Source organism: Actinokineospora cianjurensis, assembly GCF_003663795.1.
Taxonomy (GTDB): domain Bacteria; phylum Actinomycetota; class Actinomycetes; order Mycobacteriales; family Pseudonocardiaceae; genus Actinokineospora; species Actinokineospora terrae.
In genome coordinates this window covers 556,352-578,937 of record NZ_RCDD01000001.1, presented here as the reverse complement: position 1 = coordinate 578,937, position 22,586 = coordinate 556,352, and the positions used below count along the sequence as shown (strand labels likewise).

The following is a 22,586-nucleotide window of genomic DNA, read 5'->3' as shown; positions in this document are numbered from 1 at the left end:
ACACGAACACTGCTCGATGGGGCGAACTTGTCGTGCGTGGGGGCAGCGTCCGTAAGCTCAGGTTCCCGTTGTCAGGCGTTGTTCGGCGGTCACCGTCGAGCAGCGCCTGACCCGCATCGACCACATCCCGGGCGTGAGGTCCGCCAGCTCCCCGACCTCCCGGGTGCCGACCTGGGTGAACAGCGCCACCGCCCTGGTCCAGTGCGCGTCCGCCAGTGCCGGGTCGCTGTCCGCCTCGGCCGCCGCCAGGTCGCGCAGCGTCCGCGCCTGCCACAGCGGCAGCCGCAGTTCCGTCCACTTCCCCAGCGCGTCGGCCAGCAGCCGCACGGCCGCCTCGGCCTCCCCCTCGGCCAGCGCCAGCTCCCCGAGCGTCCTGGTCACCAGCGCCACGCCGAACCGGTCGCCCTGGGTGGTGCACAGCGTCAGGCAGTCCGCGAGCGCCTCGGCCACCCCCGCCACCCGGCCCTGCCGGATCCTGGCCTTGGCCAGTGACTGGGCCGCGTACGTCGCCCCCAGCTGGTCGCCAGCCCCGCGCAGGATGGCCTCGGCCTGCTCGCTGAGGGTCGCGGCCAGGTCCGCCTCGTCCACCGCCCGGTGGCACAGGCTCAGCCCGCGCAGCGCCAAGCCCGCACCCCGCGGGTCGCCCAGCGCCCGGTAGGCGTCGGCGCAGCGGGTGAAGCGGGCGGCCGCCGAGGGCATGTCGCCCAGGTCGCGCCAGATGGAGGCCAGGCCGAAGTCGGCTGCGGCGACCACGCCGAGATCACCGCCGCGTTCGCCGACCTGGGTGGCCCTGGCCAGGTGTTCGCGGGCCAGCCGGAACTGGGCCAGGTCGCGGTGCACGGTCCCGATGCCGACCAGGGCGATGGCCAGGGTCGCGTCGTCGTCGACCTTGCTCGCGCCGTCCGCCGCCTGGGTGAAGTGCGCCAGGGCGTCGGGGTACTCGTCCTTCTCGTAGTACAGCTGGCCGAGCCCGGTCAGCACGGTGGCCTCCGCGCGGGTGTCGCCGGTGTCCCTGGCGGCGGCGAGGGCGACCTCGTGGGTGCGCTGCCAGCCGTCGAACTCGTTGCGCGCGGCGAACGGCGACGACAGCAGCGCGGCGATCAGCATCGTCGTCATCTCGTCGATGCCCAGTTCGTGCGCGCGCTCCACGGTCCGCACCACCGCGGCGGTCTCCGAGCGGAACCAGCCGGACGGGTCCTGCTCGGTCTCCGCGACCAGCCTGGCGTCCAGCTCCAACCCGGCCCGCGGCGTGGTCCGCAGCCCCAGCGTCACCCTGGGCAGCCTGCTCGCCCCGGCCTCGACCAGGCACATCCACGCCGCCAGGGTGCGGCACACCGCGGCCGCGACCGCGTCCGCCGGTTCCTCGCGGTTGGCCTGCTCGGCGCCGAAGAGCTGCACCATGTCGTGGAAGCGGTAGCGCACCCGGCCGATCGCGTCGATCCCGGCGACCTCGACCAGCCGCAGGTCGACCAGCCGCTCCACCAGGTCCTCCGCCTCGTCGACGCCGACCTCCAGCAGCGGGGCGGCCAGCCACGAGCCGAAGTCCGGCAGGTCGAGCAGGGCGAGCAGGTGGAACGCGTGCCGGTGGACGTCGTCGAGCTCGGCGTAGGTGAGCCGCAGCCCGCACCGGACGGCCAGGTCGCCGCCAGCGGGTTCGTCGAGCCTGCCGCGCTCGTCCGACAGCCGGGCGGCCAGCGCCCGCAGCGGCCAGTTCGGCCTGGCCAGCAGCTTCGCCCCGGCCGCGCGCACCGCGAGCGGGATCCCGCCGCACAGCTCGGCGATGGTGGCGGCCGCGATCGGCTCCGACTCCACCCGGCTCAGCCCGACCACCCGGCCGAGCATCCGCATCGACGCCTCGGTGGACAGCAGGTCCAGCTCCACCCGCACCACGCCGAGCAGCCCGGGCAGCCGCGTCCTGCTGGTCACGATCACCAGGCAGTTCGGCGCCTGCGGCAGCAGGTACCTGACCTGCTCGGCGTCCCTGGCGTTGTCCAGCACCACCAGCAGCCGCTTGTCCGCGACCCGCCTGCCGAACAGCTCGACCCGCTCCGCGAAGTCGGTCGGCACATCGGCAGCGGCCACCCCGAGCGCGCCCAGGAACCGGCTCAGCACCTCGTGCGCGCCCAGGTCGCGGCCGCTGCCGCGCAGGTCGGCGAACAGCTGCCCGTCCGGGTAGCGCGCCCGCAGCCGGTGCGCGGCGTGCACCGCCAACGCCGACTTGCCGGTCCCCGGGGCGCCGGACACCAGGACGGCGGGCGCCGCGGCCGCACCAGCCTCGCTCAACGCCATGATCGCGTGCAGCTGCTCGGCCCGACCGGTGAAGTCGCTGACGTCCGGCGGCAGGTGCCTCGGCACCGTGTGCTGCACGACCGAGGGCGACCTCGGCCTGCGCTTGGTGGCCGTGGAGCGCAGCGAGCCGTTGAGGATCGCCGAGTGCAGCTCCCGCAGCTCGTCGCCCGGCTCGACCCCGAGCTGGGCCATCAGGTGCTCGCGGCCGTTGCGGTACACCGCGAGCGCGTCGCCCTGCCTGCCGCTCTCGTGCAGCGCGCGCATCAGCAGCACCCTGGACTGCTGGCGCAGCGGGTGCGTGTTGACCAGGCGGCGCAGGTGGGCGGCGACCTCACCGGCCCTGCCCTGGTGCAGCATGCACCTGGCCAGGCCCTCCTCGGCGGCCAACCGCTCGTCGGCCAGACCCGCCGAGCGGGTCCTGGCGAAACCGGCGTCGACCCCGCCGAACGCCGGTCCCCGCCACAGCCGCAGCGCCTGCTCGTAGAGGCCGGTCGCCGAGTCGTGGTCGAGCTGGCGCTCGGCGTGCCTGGCCGCGTACAGGTGGTTCTCGAAGCTCTCCAGGTCGCTGTCGGTCGGGTCGACGTCGAGCAGGTAGCCGGGGGCCTTGGTGGTCAGCGACCCCCGCCGCCCGGCCGCCGTGACCGCCCGCCGCACCAGCGACACGTAGGTGTGCACCAGCGCCACCGCCGACGCCGGTGGCGAGTCGTCCCACAGCAGGTCGATGAGCCGTTCGGTCGGCACCACCTGCCGCGGCTGCATCATCAGCGCGGCGAGCAGCGCCTTCGGTTTCGCCCCGCCGAGGGCGATGACCGGCTCCTCCGACTCGTCGGATCTGATCTCCACCTGCCCCAGCACCAGGATGCGCACGTCTCTACCCCCAGGTCAGTGTGCTTGGTGACCACTATCGGCCGTCGCGTCCGGGAAGTCACCACCACCGCGTCAGCGGCTCGGTGACCGGTGGCATCGACGCGTTCGGCGCGCACGCCGACCCCGGTGCCCCGCCGCCGGGTGATCGACAACGGGCACCGCGCCGACCCCGTCCCGGCCTGCGCAAACACCCCGTCGAGCGCCATCGGTCCCCCTCCGCCACCTGGTGGGGATGCTAGCCCGGCGCGCACCGGGCGATGGGGCGAACGATCAGATGGGAAGTTTGCGGAAAAGGGGTCGCGGGACGTGCCGCAGCACCGACATCACAACCCGCCACGGCGCGGGTGCCCACACCAGTTCGCGACGCGACCGGACCGCGTCGACCGCGATCTGGGCGACCTTGTCGGCCGTGGTGGCCAGCGGCGCGGCCTTGAGGCCCTCGGTCATCTTGGTGTGCACGAACCCGGGCCGCACGACCGTGACGGTGATCCCCTGCGGCCGCAGCGCCTCGCCCAGGCCCAGGTAGAAGCCGTCGAACCCGGCCTTGGTCGAGCCGTAGACGAAGTTCGACCTGCGCACCCGCTCACCGGCGACCGACGACAGGGCGATCACCGAACCGTGGCCCTGCGCGCGCAGCCGCTCGGCCAGCGCGATGCCCACCGACACCGCCGCCGTGTAGTTCACCTGGGCCGCCTCGACCCCGGCGGCGTGGTCCTGCCACAGCTGCTCGGCGTCGCCGAGCACACCGAACGCGACGACCGTCACGTCGATGTCGCCGTCGCCGAACGCCTCGGCCACCACCTTCGGGTGCGAGTCGAAGTCGCGGGCGTCGAAGGCGACCGTGCGCACCGTGGCGCCCAGGCCGCGCAGCTGCTCGGCCGCCGCGTCCAGCCGGGGCGACGGCCGCGCGGCCAGGGTCACCGCGAGCGGGCGCTGCTTGGCGTAGTTGGCGGCGACGGCCAGCCCGATCTCGGACGTGCCACCGAGCAGGAGCAGGGACTGCGGGGTACCGACTGCGTTGATCAAAGTCCGAGCCTTCGCGATTGGTCCGAGGTGAACAGGCCGTCCGGGTCGACCGAGTGCCGCACCTTGCGCCACTCGTCGAGCCCCGGGTACATCCGGTGGAAGGTCTCCGGCGCCGTGCGCGAGTCCTTGGCCAGGTAGAGCCGACCACCGGCGGCCAAGACCTGCTCGTCCAGCCGCGCGCAGAACTCGTGCAGCCCCGGCGCGATCGGGAAGTCGACGGTGACCGTCCACCCCGGCTGGGGGAACGACAACGGCGCCCGGTTGCCCTCGCCCATGCGCTTGAACACGTTGAGGAACGACACGTGCCCCGACTCGGCCATCTGCCGGATGATCGCGCGCAGCTCGGTGTCGGCGCTGAACGGGATGATGAACTGGTACTGCAGGAAGCCGTGGGTGCCGTAGGCCCGGTTCCACTCACCGAACATGTCCAGCGGGTGGTAGAACGCGGTCAGGTTCATGACCTGCCCGCGCGACTGCCTCGGCGCCTTGCGGTACCACGCCTCGCCCAGCATCCGGAAGGTCAGCTTGTTGGCCAGGCCGTTGGGGAACACGTCCGGCAGCGTCAGCAACTGCGGGGCGTCGAAGCGCAGCGGGTCCTTGCGGTACTTCTTGGGCAGCTCGTCGAGCTTGGCCAGCGAACCCCGGGAGAACACCGCGCGGCCGAGCCTGCCGTCGGTGGAGATCGAGTCGAACCACGCCATCGAGTACTCGTAGGTGTCGTCCGAGCCGTCGGAGAACACCGCCAGCGTCTCGTCCAGGTTCGCGGTGCGGTCGGTGTCGGAGATGAAGTACGCCGACTCGGTGTGCTTGAGCGCCACGGTGGCCCGCAGGATGATCCCGGTCAGGCCCATGCCGCCGACCGTCGCCCAGAACAGGTCCGACTCCGGGCCGTCCGGGGTGAGGGTGCGGACCGAGCCGTCGGCGATCAGCAGGTCGAGTGAGCGCACGTGGTTGCCGAAGCTGCCCGCGCTGTGGTGGTTCTTGCCGTGGATGTCCGACCCGATCGCGCCGCCGATGGTCACCTGGCGGGTGCCGGGCAGCACCGGGACCCACAGGCCGAACGGCAGCGCCGCCCGCATCAGCTGGTCCAGGTTCACCCCGGCGTCGAGCACGGCGATGCCGGAGTCGGCGTCGATCGAGTGGATGCGGTCGAGGCCGGTCATGTCCACGACCAGGCCCCCCGCGTTCTGCGCCGGGTCGCCGTAGGACCGGCCGAGGCCGCGGGCGATGACCCCGCGCCTGCCTGCCGAGGCGATCGCGGCGATGACGTCGTCGGGAGTGGTCGGGGTGGCGACCGAGGCAACCGTCGGCGCGGTGCGCCCCCAGCCGGTCAGCCTCCGCGTCTCGTACTTTCCTGGCTCCACCGGACCCAGGGTAGCCGGGCCGTCGCGCGCTCCTAGACTTGTCCCCGCGGTCGGGGCCGAACAGGGGACGTGACGAGATGGCCGAGGTCCGGGACGACACCCAGCGGGTCGGGTTGCTCCAGCAGCTCATCCGGTTCGTGCTGGTGGGGGGTTTCTGCGCGCTGGTCGACTCCGGGGCCTACTGGCTGCTGCTGCAGTCGGGCCTGTGGGTGCACCTGGCGAAGGCGCTCAGCTTCATCCTGGGCACCACCACGGCGTACTTCCTCAACAAGCGGTTCACCTTCACCGACGCCGCGGACCGGGGCGCCGGGCAGGCCGGTGGGTTCGCGCTGCTCTACACGGTGACGTTCTTCGTCAACGTGGGCACGAACGCGCTGATGCTGGCCGTGCTGCCGACCTTCCGCTGGGAGTACGCGGTGGCCTGGGTGATCGCCCAGGGCGTCGGCACCACGATCAACTTCGTGCTGCTGCGGACGGTGGTGTTCCGCGCCGGTCGCTAGGTGGCTAGTTGCTGGCGAACCCGTGGGTGCGGTTGCCGGGGGTGCCGTAGACCTTCACGTGCGCGGGCAGCGTGTCCATGTGGGCGCTCGCGACGTGCCCGAAGTTGACCGCCGCCGTGGTCCCGTCCGCCAGCTCCGGGGTGTCGACGCCGCCGGAGGCCATCAGCACCGGCAGCCGCGCGGACAGGCTCTTGGCACTGCGCTCCGACAGGGAGAAGATGAGGGGCTCCCCGCCGCTGACGAGGTGCAGGACGAGGGCGTGCCGCTGTTCGCTCATGGGCTGAGGACACCACGACAACCGTTGCCTGGCAAGGGAAGTTCACCCGTAGCGGATCCGCTGAGAGCGGAAACGCCGGGGTAGCCTGGCAACCATGATCGAGGAGTTGCTCGCCGCCCGCGGGGCAGGTGAACTCGCCCACCCCGGCGGCACCCTGCTCGCCCACCTCGGTCGCACCCGCGACGCCCTGGCGGCCTGGGGCGCCCGCCCGGCCCTGCAGACCGCGGGCCTCGCCCACGCCGCCTACGGCACCGACGGCTTCCCGCACTCCCTGCTCTCCCCACACGAACGCCCGGTCCTCGTCGACTACGTGGGCGTCGAAGCCGAGGCCATCGTGTACGCCTACTGCGCCCTGGACCGCGCCTTCAGCTACCCCCGCCTCCTGACCGGCATCGTCCGCGACCGCTTCACCGGCACCGCCAGCCAAGTCGACAACGGCCTACTCCGCGACATAGTCGAACTCACCTACGCCAACGAACTCGACGTCATGACCCAAAGCCCCCTCTTACGCCGCCGCCACGCCGCCGAACTCCGCCTGCGCTTGAGCTCGTGGTCCGCCTACGCGAGCCTGCCCGCAGTAGAGGCCCTGGAACGACTCTGAACGCGGACGGCTCCCTGCCGGGATAGCTCTAGCGCCTGCTGGGGTAGCTCTAGTGCCGGAAGAAGCGCTCTTGCTGCCCTCGACGGACCAGTTTGAGCCATTCGTAGAAGGCTTTCGGGTCGCGCTTGGTGCCCAGGAAGTACAGGCCGAAGCGGAAGACCTCCAGCATGCCCAGTTTGCGCATGCCCGGTTGCGACAGCAGGTAGCCCCGGTTGCGGTAGGTGTAGTAGCGCTTCACCGCGTTGTCCGGGTCCTGCGCGTGCAGCTTGCCGCCGAGCATGGGCTTGAACTCGTCGCTGCCGTCCGGGTGCAGGTAGGCCGCGCGCAGGCAGGTGCCGAAGGGGAGGCCGGAGCGGATCAGGCGGCGGTGGATCTCGACCTCGTCGCCGCGGAAGAAGAGGCGGTAGTCGGGGACGCCGACCACGTCGAGGGTGTCGGCGCGGAAGAGGGCGCCGTTGAACAGCGACGCGATGCCGGGCAGGAAGTCCTCGCCGAGCTGGTCGGCGTCGCGCTTCCAGGTCAGGCCGCGGCGCAGCGGGAAGGCCAGCTTCTCCGGGTGCTCGATGTTGGTCACCATCGGCGACACCTCGGCGAGCCCGCGCCGCTCGGCCACGTCCAGCAGGGTCGCCAGCACCGACTCGTCGGCGGGGCGGCCGTCGTCGTCGGCGAGCCACAGCCAGTCGGCGCCCATCGCCAGTGCGTGCAGGATGCCCAGCGCGAAGCCGCCCGCGCCGCCCAGGTTGCGGTGCGACGGCAGGTAGGTGGTGGGCAGCGGGCAGGACTCGACCACGTCCTGCGCCGAGTCGTCCGGGCCGTTGTCGACCACGACGAGGTGGTCCGGCGGCCGGGTCTGCGCCGCGATCATCTTCAGGGAGTCGGACAGGAGTGCTCGCCGGTGCCTGGTGACCACCACGGCCACCACGGCACCCGTCGGCAACCGCCTCATCACTTCTCGCCGAGCCTTTCCAGGGTCTCCGGGCTCATGCCTTCGAGCGGGTCGCGGCCCTTGTACGCGGTCAGCACCTCGCGCAGGTCGCCGTGCATCTTGATCCGGCCCTCGTCCATCCAGATGGCCGTGTTGCACAGCTCGAAGAGCAGTTCGTCGGAGTGCGAGGCGAACACCAGCATGCCCGACCGGCGCACCAGGTCGACCAGCCGGTCCCGCGCCTTGGCCATGAACGCCGCGTCGACCGCGCCGATGCCCTCGTCGAGCAGCAGGATCTCCGGGTCGATCGAGGTGACCACGCCCAGCGCCAGCCGCACCCGCATGCCGGTCGAGTAGGTGCGCAGCGGCAGGTGCAGGTAGTCGCCGAGTTCGGTGAACTGGGAGATGTCCTCCACCCGGTCCTGCATCTGCTTGCGGGTCATGCCCAGGAACAGGCCGCGGATGAGGATGTTCTCCAGGCCGGAGATCTCCGGGTCCATGCCGACCGCGAGGTCGAACACCGGCGCGATCTTGCCGTGGATCTCGGAGGTGCCCCTGGTCGGCTCGTAGATGCCCGACAGCAGGCGCAGCAGGGTCGACTTGCCCGCGCCGTTGTGCCCGATCAGGGCGACCCGGTCACCGTCGCGCAGGCCGAGGTTGATGTCCTGCAGCGCCTCGATGATCGGGACCCGCGCCTCGGTGCCGATCTTGCCGCCGACCTTGCCGAGCACGGCCTTCTTCAGCGAGCGCGTCTTGGCGTCGAAGATCGGGAAGTCCACGCAGGCGTTGCGTACATCGATGCTGACCATGGTGTGACTGCCTCGCTCAGACCCAGTAGGAGACACGGGAACGGTAGTTGCGCATGGCCGCGAAGGCCAGCGTCCACCCGACCACCGTGATGACGCCGACGACCGCCCAGTGGTGCCAGCTCTGCTCGCTGCCGATCAGCGGGGCGCGCAGGACCTGGATGAAGTGGTAGAGCGGGTTGAGCTCGACGATCAGGTGCTTCCAGTCCCCCGGGCCCAGCTTCTGGGTGAGGATGTCGACCGGCCACACGATCGGCGTCGCGTAGAAGAGCAGCTGGGTCAGTGCGTTGATGACCTGCGGGATGTCGCGGTAGCGGGTGCTGATGATGCCGAACAGCAGCGTCACCCACGCGCCGTTGAGGGCGAGCACCACGAACGCGGGGATGGCCAGCAGCATGGTCCAGCTCAGCCCGGGCTGGCCGACGCCGCCGGGGGAGAGCACGTAGCCCGCCTTGCTGATGGAGCCGAAGAACAGCACCAGCACGACGGCGTACACCAGCATGTTGTGCAGCAGCATCAGCGTCTGCCGCCACACGGTGCGCAGCGCGTAGACCGTCAGCGGCGCCGGGAGGTGCTTGATCAGCCCCTCGTTGGAGATGAAGGCGTCGGAGCCCTCGGTCAGGCAGCCCAGGATGAAGCCCCAGACGATGAACCCGACGGTCAGGTACGGCAGGAAGGTGTTGACCTCGATGCCGAACAGCTGGGAGTAGAGGAATCCCAGGCCCGCGGCGGTGACACCCATGCTCATGGTGATCCACAGCGGACCGATGACCGAGCGCCGGTACCGCTGCTTGATGTCCTGCCAGCCGAGGTGGCCCCACAGCTCACGGGCCGCGATCCCGTCCCGGATGTCCTTCGCGGCGCGCGCCGAACTCCGACCGGAGTGCACGACAGGTTTCTCCGGGATGTCTATCGGGCTCGTTACCTGCACGGGGCCGGAGCCTACCGGCGGTTCGTCCGGCGGTGTGTGCCCGGTCTTGACACCGCGCGGCCGGGGTGCGCGCGGCTAGACTGGCCGTTTCCGAGGATCCGGGAGGACGCACCTTGGTCGAGTTCTTCGTCGGCACCCGTCCCGTCGGCCCCGCCCACCCCCCGCTGGTCGTCGCCGAGATCGGCATCAACCACGATGGCGACCCGGCGAAGGCGCACCGGATGGTCGACGACGCCGCCGACGCGGGCCTGGAGTGCGTGAAGTTCCAGACCCACGTGGTCGACGACGAGATGGTGCCCAACGATGTCGTGCCGGGCAACGCCGACGAGCCCATCTACGCGATGATGCGCCGCTGCGCGCTGCCCGCCTCGGTGGAGCGCGAGCTCAAGGCGCACGCCGAGGAGCGCGGCATGGTGTTCCTGTCCACGCCGTTCTCCCGCGCGGCCGCCGACCGCCTCGCCGAACTGGACGTGGCCGCGTACAAGATCGGCTCGGGGGAGTGCAACAACTACCCGCTGATCGAGCACATCGCCGGGCTCGGCAAGCCGGTGGTCCTGTCCACCGGCATGAACGACATCGCCGCCATCGCCCCGGCGGTGGCGGTGCTGCGGGCGGCGGGGGTCGGGTTCGCGTTGCTGCACTGCACCTCGCTGTACCCGACACCGCCGGAACTGGTCCGCCTGGGTGCTCTCGCCGAACTGGGCGCGGCGTTCCCGGACGCGGTCCTCGGGTTGTCCGACCACACGACGTCGATCTACCCGTGCCTCGGCGCGGTCCCGCTCGGGGCCCGGGTGCTGGAGCGGCACTTCACGTCGGACCCGGGGTGGCCCGGTCCGGACATCCCGGTGTCGTCGACGCCCGCCGAGTTCGCCGAGCTGGTCACGGGTTCCCGGCTGATCCACGCCGCACTCGGTGGGACGAAAGAAGTCCTGGCCGCCGAACAACCCACGATCGACTTCGCCTACGCCAGCGTCGTCACAATCGCGCCGGTCGCCGCCGGGGACGTGTTGACGGCGGCGAACCTGTGGGTCAAGCGCCCCGGCACCGGCGAACTCCGCGCCGCCGAGTACCCGACCCTGCTCGGCCGCCGGGTCCGCGTGGCGCTGCCCACCGACCACCAGCTGTCCCCGGGCGACCTCGCGGATGGCTGACGGCCGCCGCGAGGTGCTCTTCGTGACCGGCACCAGAGCGGACTTCGGCAAGCTCCGCGACATCATGCTGGCCGTCCAGGCGAGCACCCACCTGTCGGCCCGCGTCGTCGTCACCGGCATGCACCTGCTCCGCCGCTACGGCTACACCGTCCACGAGGTCGAACGCGTCGGCCTGCGCCGGCTCCACCTGATCCCCAACCAGGTCGAGGGCGAACCCACCGCCCTGGTCCTGGCGAACACGGTCCAAGCCCTCGCCCGCCTCGTCCACGAAGAACGCCCCGACGCCGTAGTAGTCCAGGGCGACCGCGTAGAAGCCCTCGCCGCCGCCCTGGTCGGCTCCCTCCACAACGTCCGGGTAATCCACATAGAAGGCGGCGAACTCTCCGGCGCCATCGACGACTCCGTCCGGCACTCGATCTCCAAGCACGCGCACGTGCACCTGGTCGCCAACGACCGGGCTCGGCTGCGGCTGGAGCAGATGGGGGAGGAATCGCACCGGATCTTCGTGGTGGGGAGCCCGGAGATCGATATCCTGACGTCACCCGACTTACCGCCGCTTGATGCGGTGCGCTCCCGGTACGACATCCCGTTCGACCGCTACGGAGTGCTGGTGATGCACCCGGTGACCAACGAAGCCGGGGCGACCGGGGCGTTGGCTTCGTCGGTGGTGGACGCGGTGCTGGGTTCTGCGGGGAACTGGGTGATCATCGACCCGAACAATGATGAAGGGTGTGCTGATATTCGGCTCCAGTTGGACCGGTGCGTGGGGCCCCGGTTCGCGCGGTTGCCGTCTATGCGGTTCGAGCACTTTGTGACGTTGATGCGCAACGCGGATGTGGTGCTGGGGAATTCGTCGTCGGGGGTGCGGGAGGCGCCGGTTGTGGGGACGCGGGCGGTGAACGTGGGGACTCGCCAGCGGGGGCGGACTGAGGCGTTGGGGGTGGTTAATGTGGCTGCTGATGCTGGGGTGATTGGGGCTGCGGTGGAGTCGCTTGTGGGGTTGCCTCGGTTGGGCGCGTTCCATGGGTTTGGGGCGCCGGGGGCTCGGCGGCGGATTATTGAGTTGTTTGAGGGGGATGAGTTGTGGGGGCCGTCGCTTTATAAGGAGTTTGTGGATCGGGTGGTGAGTGGGTAGGGGGTGTCCACCCGGGGTGGAGTTGTCCACAGGGCGATGGCTCGCTCTGGACGTTTTATCGGCCCCTGCCGGTAAGCTGTGAGGGTTATTCAGGCTTGGCGGTAGAATTGCAGGCCGAGGGCGGCGGTGATGGTTGTCGCGAAGGTGGTGAAAGGTCTCCGGTAGTCGGTGTGGAGTATGCGCCAGGTCTTGAGGTTGGCGATGACGTGTTCGACACGGACGCGGATCGCGTTGTGTTCGTAGTTGAGGTTCCTCTCCCACTTCACCAACTCGCGTCGGGCGGGTGTGCGGATCGGGGTGAGGATCCCCATGCCGACATAGGCTTTGTCTCCCATCCACTGGGACACATCCCTGTCGAGGACACCCGACTCGGTCAGGCAACGAGTGTCATGCCAATTGCCGGGTAACGGGTCCAACACCCATGCCAACCGGCCATCAAGTGTGCAGGCGACCTGGACGTTGAGCCCGGTCGTGCGATGTTTGCCCGAGTACAAGGTTTTCTCGCGCGACACCCATGACCAGCACGGCAACAACGTGCCGTCCACGACATAGGTGGACCGGGAATCCAGTTCGTCGACGGTGGGCACGCACTCGGCGAGCAACTTCGCCAGCAACGGTGTCATCGCGGTGATCGCCCGACTGATCGTCGACTGCGACACCCCGAACATCCACTGTTTCCCGGTGAATGGTCGCACAGAGATCGGTCACCTGATCCCGGCGCAGGCCAGTGGTATGATACATGTCGGCGGCCCGTTTGTGTGAGAGTTTTGGCGTGGTAACCGAATTCTCTCAAACGGGCCGCCGCCCACATGATCAGGGGGTCGCGCAAGACTCGGACAGACAATCTCCTGAATAATCCTCTGTATATCGGGGGGTGCTTTGGCGGGTTTGATCTTGGGCTGGGGGGTGGCGGCTCTCGGTCTCGCCTGCGGCGTCGATGGTGAACGCCTCGCCTTCGGCATTGGCCGGGGCGCGAGTTTCGAGCAAGCTCGATGCGGTGGACTTGTTTTGCGCGGGGCCCCGACACCAGCCGTGGCAGGACCGCAAAGCAGGGGCCGAAGAGCATGGCCCTGTCCGCGAACGACGCTACGACTGGTGCTCCCCCACACAAAACAAGTCCACCCCATCGAGCCGGCTTGGCACCAGCGGATCCGAGGAGCGCGTGGTTGGCCGACGCCGTAGAGGGGCGCCTTGGGGGCCAACGTTTCAGAGAGGCGCGTGGTGGGCCAACGATCGTGAAGGCCGGGTTGGGGCCAACGCCTGTGAGGAGCGCGTTGGGCCAACGATCGTGAGGGCCGGGTTGGGGCCACCGTCGCCGAGTCTCCACCAGCTCGGACCAGCCGCTTCGAGCCGACGATCGTCCTGCGCAGGTACCTGTCCACAACCCCTTCAACCATCCACAACCCCCGGCCAAGCCCTATTGACAAACCACCAGGGTCGATAGGTTCAGAGATGGGGCCCCGGGCCCCGGGAGGGTGGGCCCCCGGAGCGGAGTTGATCTTGGTCGGGGCGTTGCGGGACGCTGGCGGTGGCGCGGGTGCTGGGGGTGCTCGTCGCGCTGATCGCGTGGGGCTGGGACTGGGAGGGCGCTGGGCGGGGGGTGGTGGTGGCTGGGTGAGCCCACCGCGTGTGTGGGGCTAGTCCGAGGCGATCTCCAGGCGGGAGAGGCGTTCTTCGTAGCGGGAGATGAGGCTGAGGCGGGCGCGGATTCGGGAGTGTTCTTCGCGGATCTCGGCGACCAGGGTGGTCATGGCGGTGACGGTGGGGTCGGTGCTGGGGGTGGGGCGGGGGAGGGGGTGCTCGACGGTGGCCAGGCGGGATTCGACGGCGGCTAGTTGGGGGGCTATGCGGCGGTGTTCGCCGTTGAGCCAGTCGAGGGTCTCGGTGAGGTGGGTGAGGCGCGGGGTCAGGTCGTCCAGTTTCGTGGTGAACTCGGCGCGCAGGGCTGTTAACTCGGTGCGGACCTCGGCGGCAGCGGCGGCGGCTTCGCGTTGGGCCAGGGCGCGGACGCGGGTGCGGAGGAGGGCGAGGGGGTTCATCTGAGGATCTCGATCCTGCCCGTCGACTCCCAGGTGCGCAGGAGGGTCGACTCGGCGATCAGGCTGTGTTCGGCGGTGACCGCGACGGGGTCGCCCCAGGCGTGCGGGAAGGTGGTCTGGTCCGGGGTGTCGACGATCGAGGTGCCGGTGAGCAGGACCCGGGCCTCGGGGAACAACTCGGTGGCCAGGTAGGTGGCCATGGTCCCGGTGGTCGACCAGGTCGGCGTTGCCGGGTCGAAGCCGAGCAGGTCGTTGAGCGCGACGGTGAACTCGTGGTTCGGCACGGGCACGAACCCCAGGTCGGCTGGCCACCAGTCGGGGATCGCCTCCGGTTCCCAGTGCAGCCTGCCGGGCTCGACCAGCAGGTACAGCCGGGCCGTGTAGTCGGCGAAGGTGTGCGGGCTGGCGATCACGCCGCGGTGCAGGACGACCACGTCGGTGCGGGTGCCCAGCGCGGCGGGGTCGACGGCGAAACTGGTCATCCTGATCACCAGGTCGGCGGCGTCGATGGCACGCGAACGGGCCGCGCACGGCGGCATGGGGGCGTTGCCCACCACGGCGATGGCGCGGGGCGGGTGGTTGCTGGCGTAGCTGTCGAGCAGTTCGGCGAGCACGGCGGCCGAACGCTGGAGAAGAATGTTCATCACCGGTGGGGGGTCGGGTGTACTGGGTTGTTAAGCCTAGAGTGTTGGGCTGATCGCCGCAGTGCGGGAGGGGCAACATGGGTGAAGTCGTGGCGGTGGTGACCGCGCGCGGTGGGTCCAGCGGGTTCCCCGGGAAAAACCTCGCGCTGTTCCGGGGCAGGTCGCTGGTCGCGCACGCGGTGCTGACCGCGGTGGCCGCCAGGGGTGTCGACCGGGTGGTGGTCACGACCGACGACCCGGCGATCGCCGAGCAGAGCGCGGGCGCCGAGGTGGTGGCGCGGCCCGCCGGGTTGTCCGGTCCGGACAGCCGTTCCGTCGACGCCGTCCTGCACGTCGTCGACCACCTGGGACTCCACCCGGGGACGGTGCTGGTGCTGGTGCAGCCGACCACCCCGCTGCGCACCGCCGAGGACATCGCGGACTGCCTGACCCTGCACGGCGACCGGCGCACCGGGTCGGTCGTCCAGATGGTCGAGGTGCGGGCGCACCACCCGTGGAAGTCGTGCGTCGTCCACGACGGCCGCATCGAACCCGCGCACGAGTGGTCGGATCTTGAGGCCCCGCGCCAGATCCTGCCGCCGGTGCTGCGACCGACCGGTGGCGTCTACGTCGTGGGTGCCGCTGATCTCCGTGCGCAGCGCAGGTTCTTCATCCCCGAGGTCCTGGCCCAGGTGATCCCGCCACACCGCGCGATCGACATCGACACCCCGGCCGACCTCGCCCGCGTCCACCAGTAACGGCGCCCCGTCGATCGCTGTGGTTGCCGCAGTCGATCACCGGCGCGCGAGCCTCTGGCATCCGCGGACCTCGCCAGCCCCCCGCAGTCCACCCTCATTGCCCACGACCAGGCCCCGCCGGACCGTGTTGTCCACAACCCCACCAATCATCCACAGCCCACCCGCGGCCCCTATTGACAAGTCGCCGAGCTCGATACGTTCAGAGATGGGGCCCCGGGCCCCGGGAGGGTGGGCCCCCGGAGCGGAGTTGATCTTGGTCGGCCGGCCTCGCGTGCTGGGGCGGCGGGCCTGTGCGGGCAGGACCGGGCCTGGGCGGGTGGGCTGCGTGAGCGGACTGGCGCGGAGTTGATCTAGGCCGGGGACTGCCTCGGGTCGGGCGGCCTGCGTGCGGGGAGTTGGTGCGGAGTTGGACTTGGGCCGAGGCCGCCTCGAGTCAGGTGGTTTGCGGCGAGGAACTGGTGCGGAATTGGTCTTGGTCGGGACGTGCCTCGGGTCGGGTGGGTTGCGTGTGCGGAGCTGATCTTGAATCGCCGGAGACCGCCCGGGTCGGGTGGTTTGCTTGCGGGAGCTGGTGGGGGGCTGGTTTTGCATGGCCGAGGACTGCCCCGGGTCAGCTGGCTTGCGTGCGGGAGTTGGTGTGGACCTGGTCTTGAATGGCTGGAGGTCGCCTGGGGTCGGGTGGTTTGCGGGCGGGGAGTTGGTGCGGAATTGGTCTTGAATAGCTGGGGACTGCCTCGGGTCTGGTGGCTTGCGTGTGGGCTCCTGGTGCGGAGCTGGTTGTGAATGGCCGAGGACCGTCCGGGTCGGTGGGCTGCGTGCGGGTGGACTGGCGCGAAGTCAGTCGGGTTCGTCCGTGAGTGGGCGTTCTGCGGAGCGCCCGCGGGCAGCGATCGTCCGGGAATGACGGAAGGCAGGCACCTGGGAGTCCTGGTGCCTGCCTTCGCGTGGGGTGGCTACAGGTATTGCCCGCTGCCGCCGGTGCGCAGGTGGGTTTGGTCCTCGGTGCCGGTGCCGGGGGGCAGGCCGCGGCGCATTTGTTCCAGTTGTACGCGGGCGGCCATCTGCTGGGCGAACAGCGCGGTCTGGATGCCGTGGAACAGCCCTTCGAGCCAGCCGACGAGTTGGGCTTGGGCGATGCGCAGTTCCGCGTCCGAGGGGGTGTGCTCCTCGGTGAACGGGAGTGACAGCCGCTCTAGTTCCTCGCGCAGTTCGGGCGCCAAGCCGTCCTCGAGTTCGGCGATGGAGCGCTTGTGGATCTCGCGCAGCCGGGCCCGGCTGGCCTCGTCCAGCGGTGCGGCGCGGACCTCCTCCAGCAGTTGCTTGATCATGGTGCCGATCCGCATGACCTTCGCGGGTTGCTCGACCATGTCGCCGACCGACTCGGCGTCGGGGTTGTCCGGGATCTTCGCGGTGCCGAGCGGGGAACCGTCGGGTCCGACCACCACCACGTGGTGCGCGTCGTCCGAGCCAGGGGTGGGTTGAGTCACGCGTTCGAGGGTAGTGCCCCACGCGGCGTGGGGCGGGGGGACTCTCGTACGGTGTGGCGCATGGCCTTCGACGTCGCGCGCATTCGCGGGTTGTTCCCCGCGCTGGGTGACGGCTGGGTCCACCTCGACTCGCCCGCGGGCATGCAGGTCCCCGAACAGGTGGCGACCGCGGTGTCGACGGCGTTGCGCGCGCCGGTGTCCGGTCCCGGCGGTGTTTTCCCCGCGTCGCAACGCGCGGAGGCGATCGTCGACGCCGCCCGGCGCGCGGTCGCGGACCTGGTGAACGCGGACCCGGCCGGGGTCGTGCTCGGGCCGAACACGGCGGTGCTGCTCGCCAGGCTCGCGGAAGCACTGGGCGACGGGTGGTTGATCGGCGACGAGGTCGTGCTGTCCCGCCTCGACCACCAGGCCAACACGGCGCCGTGGTTGCGCGTCGCCCAGCGAGCCGGGGCGACGGTGCGGTGGGCGGAGATCGACATCGAGACGTGCGAGCTGCCCGCGTGGCAGTACGAGAACCTGGTGTCGCACCGCACGAAGGTCGTCGCGGTCACCTCGGCGTCCGGTGCGGTCGGCACCCGGCCGGACCTCGGCAGGATCGCCGACCTCGCCCGCGCGCAGGACGCCGTCGTCGTGGTGGACGCCTCCGCGTCGGCGCCGTTCGTGCCGATCGACATGCAGGCCGCCGGGGTCGACGTCGTGGCCGTGTCGGCGGGCGCGTGGGGTGGACCCGCCGTCGCCGCGCTCGCCTTCGCCGACCCCGCGATGCTCGACCGGCTCCCGGCCAGTTCGCTCGACCCGCGCGCGGCAGGCCCGGAGCGCCTCGAACTCGGCCAGCACGCCTACCCGCTGCTCGCCGGTCTGGTCGCCTCGGTCGACTACCTCGCCGAACTCGACGACGCCGCCACCGGCACCCGCCGTGAACGCCTGGTCACCTCGTTGAGCTCGGCCAAGTCCTACCAGGCCGGTCTGCTGTCCCGGCTCATCGGCGACCTGCGCGGCCTGCGGCACATCATGGTCATCGGCGACGCCATGCGCCGCGTCCCCACCCTCGCCTTCACCGTCGCCGACGTCAAAGCCCAGGACGCCGTGGTCCACCTCGCCGAGCGCGGCATCTGCGCCTTCGCCGACGACACCCCCACCGGCGTCTTCGCCACCCTCGGCGTCGGCGAGGTCGGCGGCGCCGTCCGGGTCGGCCTGGCCCACTACACCAACACCGTCGAAGTGGACCAACTCGTCGAGGCCCTCGCCGAACTCAGGCCCTGAACGGCACTCAGGCCCTGAACGCGTGGCCGATTCAGTCTGCTTCCCGATCCACCGCGAGCACCAGCTTGCCGAAGACGCCGCCCTCGTCCAGCAACCGGTGGGCCTCGCCCGCCTCGGTGATCGGCAGGACCGCGTGCGTCACCGGGCGGACGCTGCCGGAGGCGATCATCGGCCACACGTTCGCCACCACCTCGGCCACGATCGCCGCCTTCTCCGGCACCGGTCGGTACCGCAGGCTCGTCGCCGACACCGTGGCGTTCTTGCGCAGCAGGACGCTCAGGTCGACCTCGCCGACGGTGCCGCCCTGCATGCCGATCACCACCAGCCGCCCGCCCCGGTTCAGCGCGGCGACGTTGCGGCGCAGGTACTTCGCGCCCATGTTGTCCAGGATGACGTCCGCGCGCACCTCGTCCTCGAACGCGCTCTCGCGGTAGTCCAGCGTGGTGTCGGCGCCCAGTTCGGCGCAGCGGTTGAGCCGTTCGGCTGAACCGGCGGTCACCGCGACGGTCGCGCCGAGGGCCTTGGCCACCTGGATGGCGTGCGTGCCGATGCCGCCCGCGCCGCCGTGCACCAGCAGGGTTTCGCCCGCGACGAGCCTGCCGGTCTGGACCACGTTCGACCACACCGTGCACGCGACCTCGGGCAGACCCGCCGCGGCCACGAGGTCCACTCCGGACGGTACGGGGAGCAGCTGCCCGGCGGGAACCACCACCTGCTCGGCATATCCGCCGCCCGCGAGCAGCGCGCACACCCGGTCACCCACCTGCCACCCGCTGACACCGGCGCCGAGCGCGGCGACCACACCGGAGCACTCCAGCCCGGGCACCTCGGTCGTGCCCGGCGGCGGCGCGTACAAGCCCTTGCGCTGCAACAGGTCCGCCCGGTTGACCGCGGTGGCCGCCACCCGGACGAGCACCTCACCCGGTCCCGGGGCCGGATCCGGTACCTCGGTCCACCGCAACACCTCGGGGCCACCCGGTTCGCTGATCGTGATCGCGCGCATACGACAACGGTATCCCGGCTGTCCGACGGTCACAGTCCAACCGGAACACTTGACCGGCGGCGATTTGCGAGTAAGAGTCACGCTCGCCGGATTACGAGGGTCGGTCGGGGTTCCGTCATGAGCCGGCACTTTCCACCCCCACGAAGGGAAGTTTGCCCATGTCGTCCCCCAGGACAACGGTCCGCGCGGGTGCGCTCGTGCTCGCCGCGTGCGCCGGGCTCGCGTTCGCGGCGGTGCCCGCATCTGCCCAGCAGCTGCCGGATGGCCCCGCGCTGGCGAAGAACCTGGCCAAGAAGGTCACCGCGAGCGGCATCAACCGGCACCTGATCGCCCTGCAGCGCATCGCCGACAAGAACGGTGGCAACCGCGCCGCGGGCACGAAGGGCTACGACCAGAGCCTCGACTACGTCGCCGGGCTGCTGCGCACCGCGGGCTTCGAGGTCAGCACGCCCGCGTTCACCTACCCGGTGCAGATCACCGACGCCGCGTTCGCCAACGCGGGCGGCACCAAGGTCGACGCGTTCGCCATGCAGCTCTCGCCGCAGACCCCGGTCGGCGGTGTCACCGGCGCGCTGGTGGCCGTCCCGCAGGACGCCACCCCAGGTTGCGAGGCGACCGACTACACGGGCCTCGACGTCAAGGGCAAGGTCGCGCTCGTCCGCCGCGGCGCCTGCACCTTCAACCAGAAGCAGGCCAACGCGGCCGCCGCTGGCGCGATCGCGATCCTGGTCGCCAACAACGCCGACGGCCCGCTGCAGGGCGTGACCGTCGGTGAGGGCGCGACCATCCCGACCGGGGGCATCAGCAAGGCCGACGGCGACACCCTGTTCGGCAAGAACGGTGTGTCCACCACCGTCGACATGCGCTTCCACACCGAGGACAAGCCCTCGCGGAACCTGATCGCCGAGACCAAGACCGGCCGCAAGAACAACGTGGTCATGGTCGGCTCCCACCTCGACAGCGTCGACGAGGGCCCCGGCATCAACGACAACGGCACCGGCAGCGCCGCGCTGCTGGAGACCGCGCTTCAGCTGGGCGCCTCGCCCAAGGTCAGCAACGCCGTGCGCTTCGCGTGGTGGGGCGCCGAGGAGCTGGGCCTGGTCGGTTCGACCAAGTACGTCCAGTCGCTGAGCTTCGACCAGCAGCTCGACATCGCGCTGTACCTGAACTTCGACATGATCGCGTCGCCGAACGCGGGCTACTTCGTCTACGACGGTGACAACTCCGACGGTGTCGGCGCAGGCGAGGGCCCGTACGGCTCCACCCAGATCGAGGCCGCTCTCGCGGGCTTCCTGAACGAGACCGGTACCCCCACCGAGGGCACCGACTTCGACGGTCGTTCCGACTACGGTGAGTTCATCGCCAACGGCATCCCGGCCGGTGGCATCTTCACCGGCGCCGAGGGCGTCAAGACCGCCGCGCAGGCCGAGAAGTGGGGCGGCACCGCCGGGGTCGCGTACGACAAGTGCTACCACTCGAAGTGCGACAACCTCGGCAACATCGACCGCGTCGCGCTCGACCGCAACGCCGACGCGATCGCCTGGGTGACCGCGACGTACGCGATCAGCACCGAGGACATCAACGGCGTCCCGCCGAAGAACAACGTCGCGAAGGCCGCCAAGGCCGCCGCCCGCAAGTCCCTCATCGCGGGTCAGGCCAAGAAGGGCAAGGCGGCAAAGGTGTCACACGCCGCTGTTCGGTAGAAATCGTTATCTGCCGGGATTGCTGCATTAGGAGTAACGGGAGGCCCCGTGGCGACTACGCCACGGGGCCTTTCCGCAGTAGTGGGACGATCGGTACCCGAAGGCAGGCCAACTTGGCAATGAACACCCCTTGACCAGGGTGCTCCTCCGGGCGAGGGTGAGCCCACGCCGGAACACGGACCGCGTCGGGGTGGTCACGGTTCGCGGCCGCACCTACCCGTGAACGAGGGGACCTGCATGCGCAAGAGTCAGACGCTACGGGTCGGAGCCGCCATCCTCGCGGCCACCGGCGCGTTGGCGTTCACCACCATCCCGTCCTCGGCGGCGCCGTCCGCGGCCGCCGAACTCCCCGACGGACCCGCGCTCGCGCGGAACCTCGCGAAGAAGGTGACCGGGGCGGGGGTCAACCGGCACCTGATCGCCCTGCAGCGCATCGCCGACAAGAACGGTGGCAACCGCGCGGCGGGCACTCCCGGTCACCGGCAGTCCGCCGAGTACGTGGAGTCGCAGCTCGTCGCCGCGGGCTTCGACGTCACCCGGCACGAGTTCCCGTTCACCTTCACCCAGACCCTGGCCGAGAAGCTGACCGTGGCCGGTGCCGCGGTGCCGATCTCGATCATGACCTACAGCCTGTCGACGCCGACCGGTGGCATCACCGCGCCGCTGGCCGTCGTCCCGGTCGACGCGACCCCCGGCTGCGAGGTCACCGACTTCGCCGGGGTCACCGGCAAGATCGCGCTGATCCAGCGCGGCGCCTGCCCGTTCGCCGACAAGCAGGCCAACGCGTTCGCCGCTGGCGCGGTCGGCGCGATCATCTACAACAACGTCGACGGTGGGCTCGCGGGCACGCTGAGCGACCCGGCCAACGCGAAGCTGCCCACCGGTGGCGTCAGCAAGGCCGACGGTGAGCGTCTGGCCGCCTCCGCCAACGGTGCCTCGGTGACCCTGGAGCTGCGCGCGCTGCGGGAGGACCGCACCAGCTACAACGTCATCGCCCAGACCAAGACCGGTCGCAAGAACAACGTCGTGATGGCCGGGTCGCACCTCGACAGCGTCGTGGCGGGCCCCGGCATCAACGACAACGGTTCCGGCAGCGCGGGTCTGCTGGAGACCGCCATCCAGCTCGGCGGCTCGCCGAAGGTCAACAACGCGGTCCGCTTCGCCTGGTGGAGCGCCGAGGAGCTCGGCCTGGTCGGCTCGAAGAAGTACGTGCAGTCGCTGACCTTCGAGCAGCAGCTCGACATCGCGCTGTACCTCAACTTCGACATGATCGCCTCGCCGAACACCGGCTACTTCGTCTACGACGGCGACAACTCCGACGGTGTCGGCGCCGGTGAGGGCCCGTACGGCTCGGCCCAGATCGAGGCCGCGTTCCACTCGTTCCTCAACACCACCGGTACCCCGACCGAGGGCACCGACTTCACCGGCCGCTCGGACTACGGCGAGTTCATCGCCAACGGCATCCCGGCTGGTGGCCTGTTCACCGGTGCCGAGCAGCTCAAGACCCAGGCGCAGGCCGACAAGTGGGGCGGCGTCGCCGGTGTCGCCTACGACAAGAACTACCACGGCAAGGGCGACAACCTCGGCAACATCGACCGCGTCGCGCTCGACCGCAACTCCGACGCCATCGCCTGGGTGACCGCGTCCTACGCGATCAGCACCGAGGACATCAACGGCGTCCCGCCGCGCGCTGCCCGTGCGCAGGCCCGCGTCGCCGCCAAGTCCAAGGCGCGCGCCCAGCTCGTGCACGAGGACGAGGTGGCCGAGGCCCACGGGGCAGGCTGCATCCACGTGAACGAACTCGCCATCTGATCCACCCGCTGACGAAGAAGGGCCCC

General features: G+C 70.4%; 20 protein-coding genes. 8 read left to right on the top strand and 12 right to left on the bottom strand.

Features of this window, described 5'->3' with window-relative positions; all coding sequences use genetic code 11:
* Window positions 1-57 precede the first annotated feature (57 nt).
* The 3 genes from CLV68_RS02665 to dprE1 form a co-directional block, all read right to left on the bottom strand.
* Window positions 58-3,156, bottom strand: coding sequence for an AfsR/SARP family transcriptional regulator (locus tag CLV68_RS02665; protein WP_121389006.1), 3,099 nt, complete (start codon window positions 3,154-3,156; stop codon window positions 58-60).
* Window positions 3,157-3,426: 270 nt separating this feature from the next.
* Window positions 3,427-4,182 carry a decaprenylphospho-beta-D-erythro-pentofuranosid-2-ulose 2-reductase gene (gene dprE2 / locus CLV68_RS02660; protein ID WP_121389005.1) on the bottom strand — a complete coding sequence of 252 codons (756 nt, stop codon included), beginning with the start codon at window positions 4,180-4,182 and terminating at the stop codon, window positions 3,427-3,429.
* Window positions 4,179-5,546 carry a decaprenylphosphoryl-beta-D-ribose oxidase gene (gene dprE1, locus CLV68_RS02655; RefSeq protein WP_121389004.1) on the bottom strand — a complete coding sequence of 456 codons (1,368 nt, stop codon included), beginning with the start codon at window positions 5,544-5,546 and terminating at the stop codon, window positions 4,179-4,181. The genes dprE2 and dprE1 overlap by 4 nt, the downstream gene beginning before the upstream one ends.
* Window positions 5,547-5,623: 77 nt before the next feature.
* Between dprE1 and CLV68_RS02650 the strand changes: the two genes are divergently transcribed.
* The gene (locus CLV68_RS02650; protein ID WP_121389003.1) at window positions 5,624-6,046 is read left to right on the top strand and encodes a GtrA family protein; all 423 of its coding nucleotides are present in this window, start codon (window positions 5,624-5,626) and stop codon (window positions 6,044-6,046) included.
* A 4-nt stretch (window positions 6,047-6,050) separates the two neighbouring features.
* Here the strand turns inward: CLV68_RS02650 and CLV68_RS02645 are convergent, their stop codons facing one another.
* A complete protein-coding gene (locus CLV68_RS02645; protein ID WP_121389002.1) occupies window positions 6,051-6,323 on the bottom strand; it encodes a hypothetical protein in 273 nt (90 codons plus the stop codon).
* A 94-nt stretch (window positions 6,324-6,417) separates the two neighbouring features.
* Here CLV68_RS02645 and CLV68_RS33635 point away from each other — a divergent pair, with 94 nt between their 5' ends.
* Window positions 6,418-6,924: a DUF6817 domain-containing protein gene (locus tag CLV68_RS33635; RefSeq protein WP_170224044.1), complete on the top strand. Its 507-nt coding sequence runs from the start codon at window positions 6,418-6,420 to the stop codon at window positions 6,922-6,924.
* Window positions 6,925-6,973: 49 nt separating this feature from the next.
* Here the strand turns inward: CLV68_RS33635 and glfT1 are convergent, their stop codons facing one another.
* From glfT1 to wzm, 3 genes are read right to left on the bottom strand one after another with little or no spacing between them, the layout of a single operon-like run.
* Entirely contained in the window at window positions 6,974-7,870 is an 897-nt protein-coding gene (gene glfT1 / locus CLV68_RS02630) for a galactofuranosyltransferase GlfT1 (protein WP_121388999.1), read from the bottom strand.
* The gene (gene wzt, locus CLV68_RS02625; RefSeq protein ID WP_121388998.1) at window positions 7,870-8,658 is read right to left on the bottom strand and encodes a galactan export ABC transporter ATP-binding subunit Wzt/RfbE; all 789 of its coding nucleotides are present in this window, start codon (window positions 8,656-8,658) and stop codon (window positions 7,870-7,872) included. The genes glfT1 and wzt overlap by 1 nt, the downstream gene beginning before the upstream one ends.
* Before the next feature lie 16 nt (window positions 8,659-8,674).
* Entirely contained in the window at window positions 8,675-9,562 is an 888-nt protein-coding gene (gene wzm, locus CLV68_RS02620) for a galactan export ABC transporter permease subunit Wzm/RfbD (RefSeq protein WP_121390922.1), read from the bottom strand.
* Window positions 9,563-9,699: 137 nt separating this feature from the next.
* On the opposite strand from wzm, the gene CLV68_RS02615 reads away from it, so the two are divergent.
* The gene (locus CLV68_RS02615) at window positions 9,700-10,737 is read left to right on the top strand and encodes an N-acetylneuraminate synthase family protein (protein WP_121388997.1); all 1,038 of its coding nucleotides are present in this window, start codon (window positions 9,700-9,702) and stop codon (window positions 10,735-10,737) included.
* Between the two features lie 22 nt (window positions 10,738-10,759).
* On the top strand, window positions 10,760-11,872 hold the full coding sequence (neuC, locus tag CLV68_RS02610; RefSeq protein ID WP_246009640.1) for a UDP-N-acetylglucosamine 2-epimerase: 1,113 nt from the start codon (window positions 10,760-10,762) through the stop codon (window positions 11,870-11,872).
* A gap of 89 nt (window positions 11,873-11,961) precedes the next feature.
* On the opposite strand, the gene CLV68_RS02605 is transcribed toward neuC, so the two are convergent.
* The 3 genes from CLV68_RS02605 to CLV68_RS02595 all read right to left on the bottom strand — a co-directional run bounded on the left by CLV68_RS02605 (window position 11,962) and on the right by CLV68_RS02595 (window position 14,555).
* Window positions 11,962-12,531 carry a transposase family protein gene (locus CLV68_RS02605; RefSeq protein ID WP_211346418.1) on the bottom strand — a complete coding sequence of 190 codons (570 nt, stop codon included), beginning with the start codon at window positions 12,529-12,531 and terminating at the stop codon, window positions 11,962-11,964.
* A gap of 978 nt (window positions 12,532-13,509) precedes the next feature.
* Window positions 13,510-13,911, bottom strand: coding sequence for a hypothetical protein (locus tag CLV68_RS02600; RefSeq protein WP_121388995.1), 402 nt, complete (start codon window positions 13,909-13,911; stop codon window positions 13,510-13,512).
* The gene (locus tag CLV68_RS02595; RefSeq protein ID WP_211346417.1) at window positions 13,908-14,555 is read right to left on the bottom strand and encodes a hypothetical protein; all 648 of its coding nucleotides are present in this window, start codon (window positions 14,553-14,555) and stop codon (window positions 13,908-13,910) included. The genes CLV68_RS02600 and CLV68_RS02595 overlap by 4 nt, the downstream gene beginning before the upstream one ends.
* Before the next feature lie 77 nt (window positions 14,556-14,632).
* On the opposite strand from CLV68_RS02595, the gene CLV68_RS02590 reads away from it, so the two are divergent.
* Complete coding sequence (locus CLV68_RS02590; protein WP_121388994.1) at window positions 14,633-15,292, top strand: acylneuraminate cytidylyltransferase family protein; 660 nt, start codon at window positions 14,633-14,635, stop codon at window positions 15,290-15,292.
* A gap of 953 nt (window positions 15,293-16,245) precedes the next feature.
* Here CLV68_RS02590 and CLV68_RS02585 read toward each other — a convergent pair.
* Window positions 16,246-16,779 (bottom strand): bacterial proteasome activator family protein, encoded by a 534-nt coding sequence (locus CLV68_RS02585; RefSeq protein WP_121388993.1) that lies wholly within the window; start codon window positions 16,777-16,779, stop codon window positions 16,246-16,248.
* 60 nt (window positions 16,780-16,839) lie between these two features.
* Here CLV68_RS02585 and CLV68_RS02580 point away from each other — a divergent pair, with 60 nt between their 5' ends.
* A complete protein-coding gene (locus CLV68_RS02580; RefSeq protein WP_121388992.1) occupies window positions 16,840-18,042 on the top strand; it encodes a cysteine desulfurase-like protein in 1,203 nt (400 codons plus the stop codon).
* A 31-nt stretch (window positions 18,043-18,073) separates the two neighbouring features.
* On the opposite strand, the gene CLV68_RS02575 is transcribed toward CLV68_RS02580, so the two are convergent.
* The gene (locus CLV68_RS02575) at window positions 18,074-19,045 is read right to left on the bottom strand and encodes an NAD(P)H-quinone oxidoreductase (protein ID WP_121388991.1); all 972 of its coding nucleotides are present in this window, start codon (window positions 19,043-19,045) and stop codon (window positions 18,074-18,076) included.
* Between the two features lie 158 nt (window positions 19,046-19,203).
* On the opposite strand from CLV68_RS02575, the gene CLV68_RS02570 reads away from it, so the two are divergent.
* Complete coding sequence (locus tag CLV68_RS02570; protein WP_121388990.1) at window positions 19,204-20,748, top strand: M28 family metallopeptidase; 1,545 nt, start codon at window positions 19,204-19,206, stop codon at window positions 20,746-20,748.
* Between the two features lie 237 nt (window positions 20,749-20,985).
* Complete coding sequence (locus CLV68_RS02565) at window positions 20,986-22,560, top strand: M28 family metallopeptidase (RefSeq protein WP_121390920.1); 1,575 nt, start codon at window positions 20,986-20,988, stop codon at window positions 22,558-22,560.
* The last annotated feature ends 26 nt before the right edge of the window (window positions 22,561-22,586 follow it).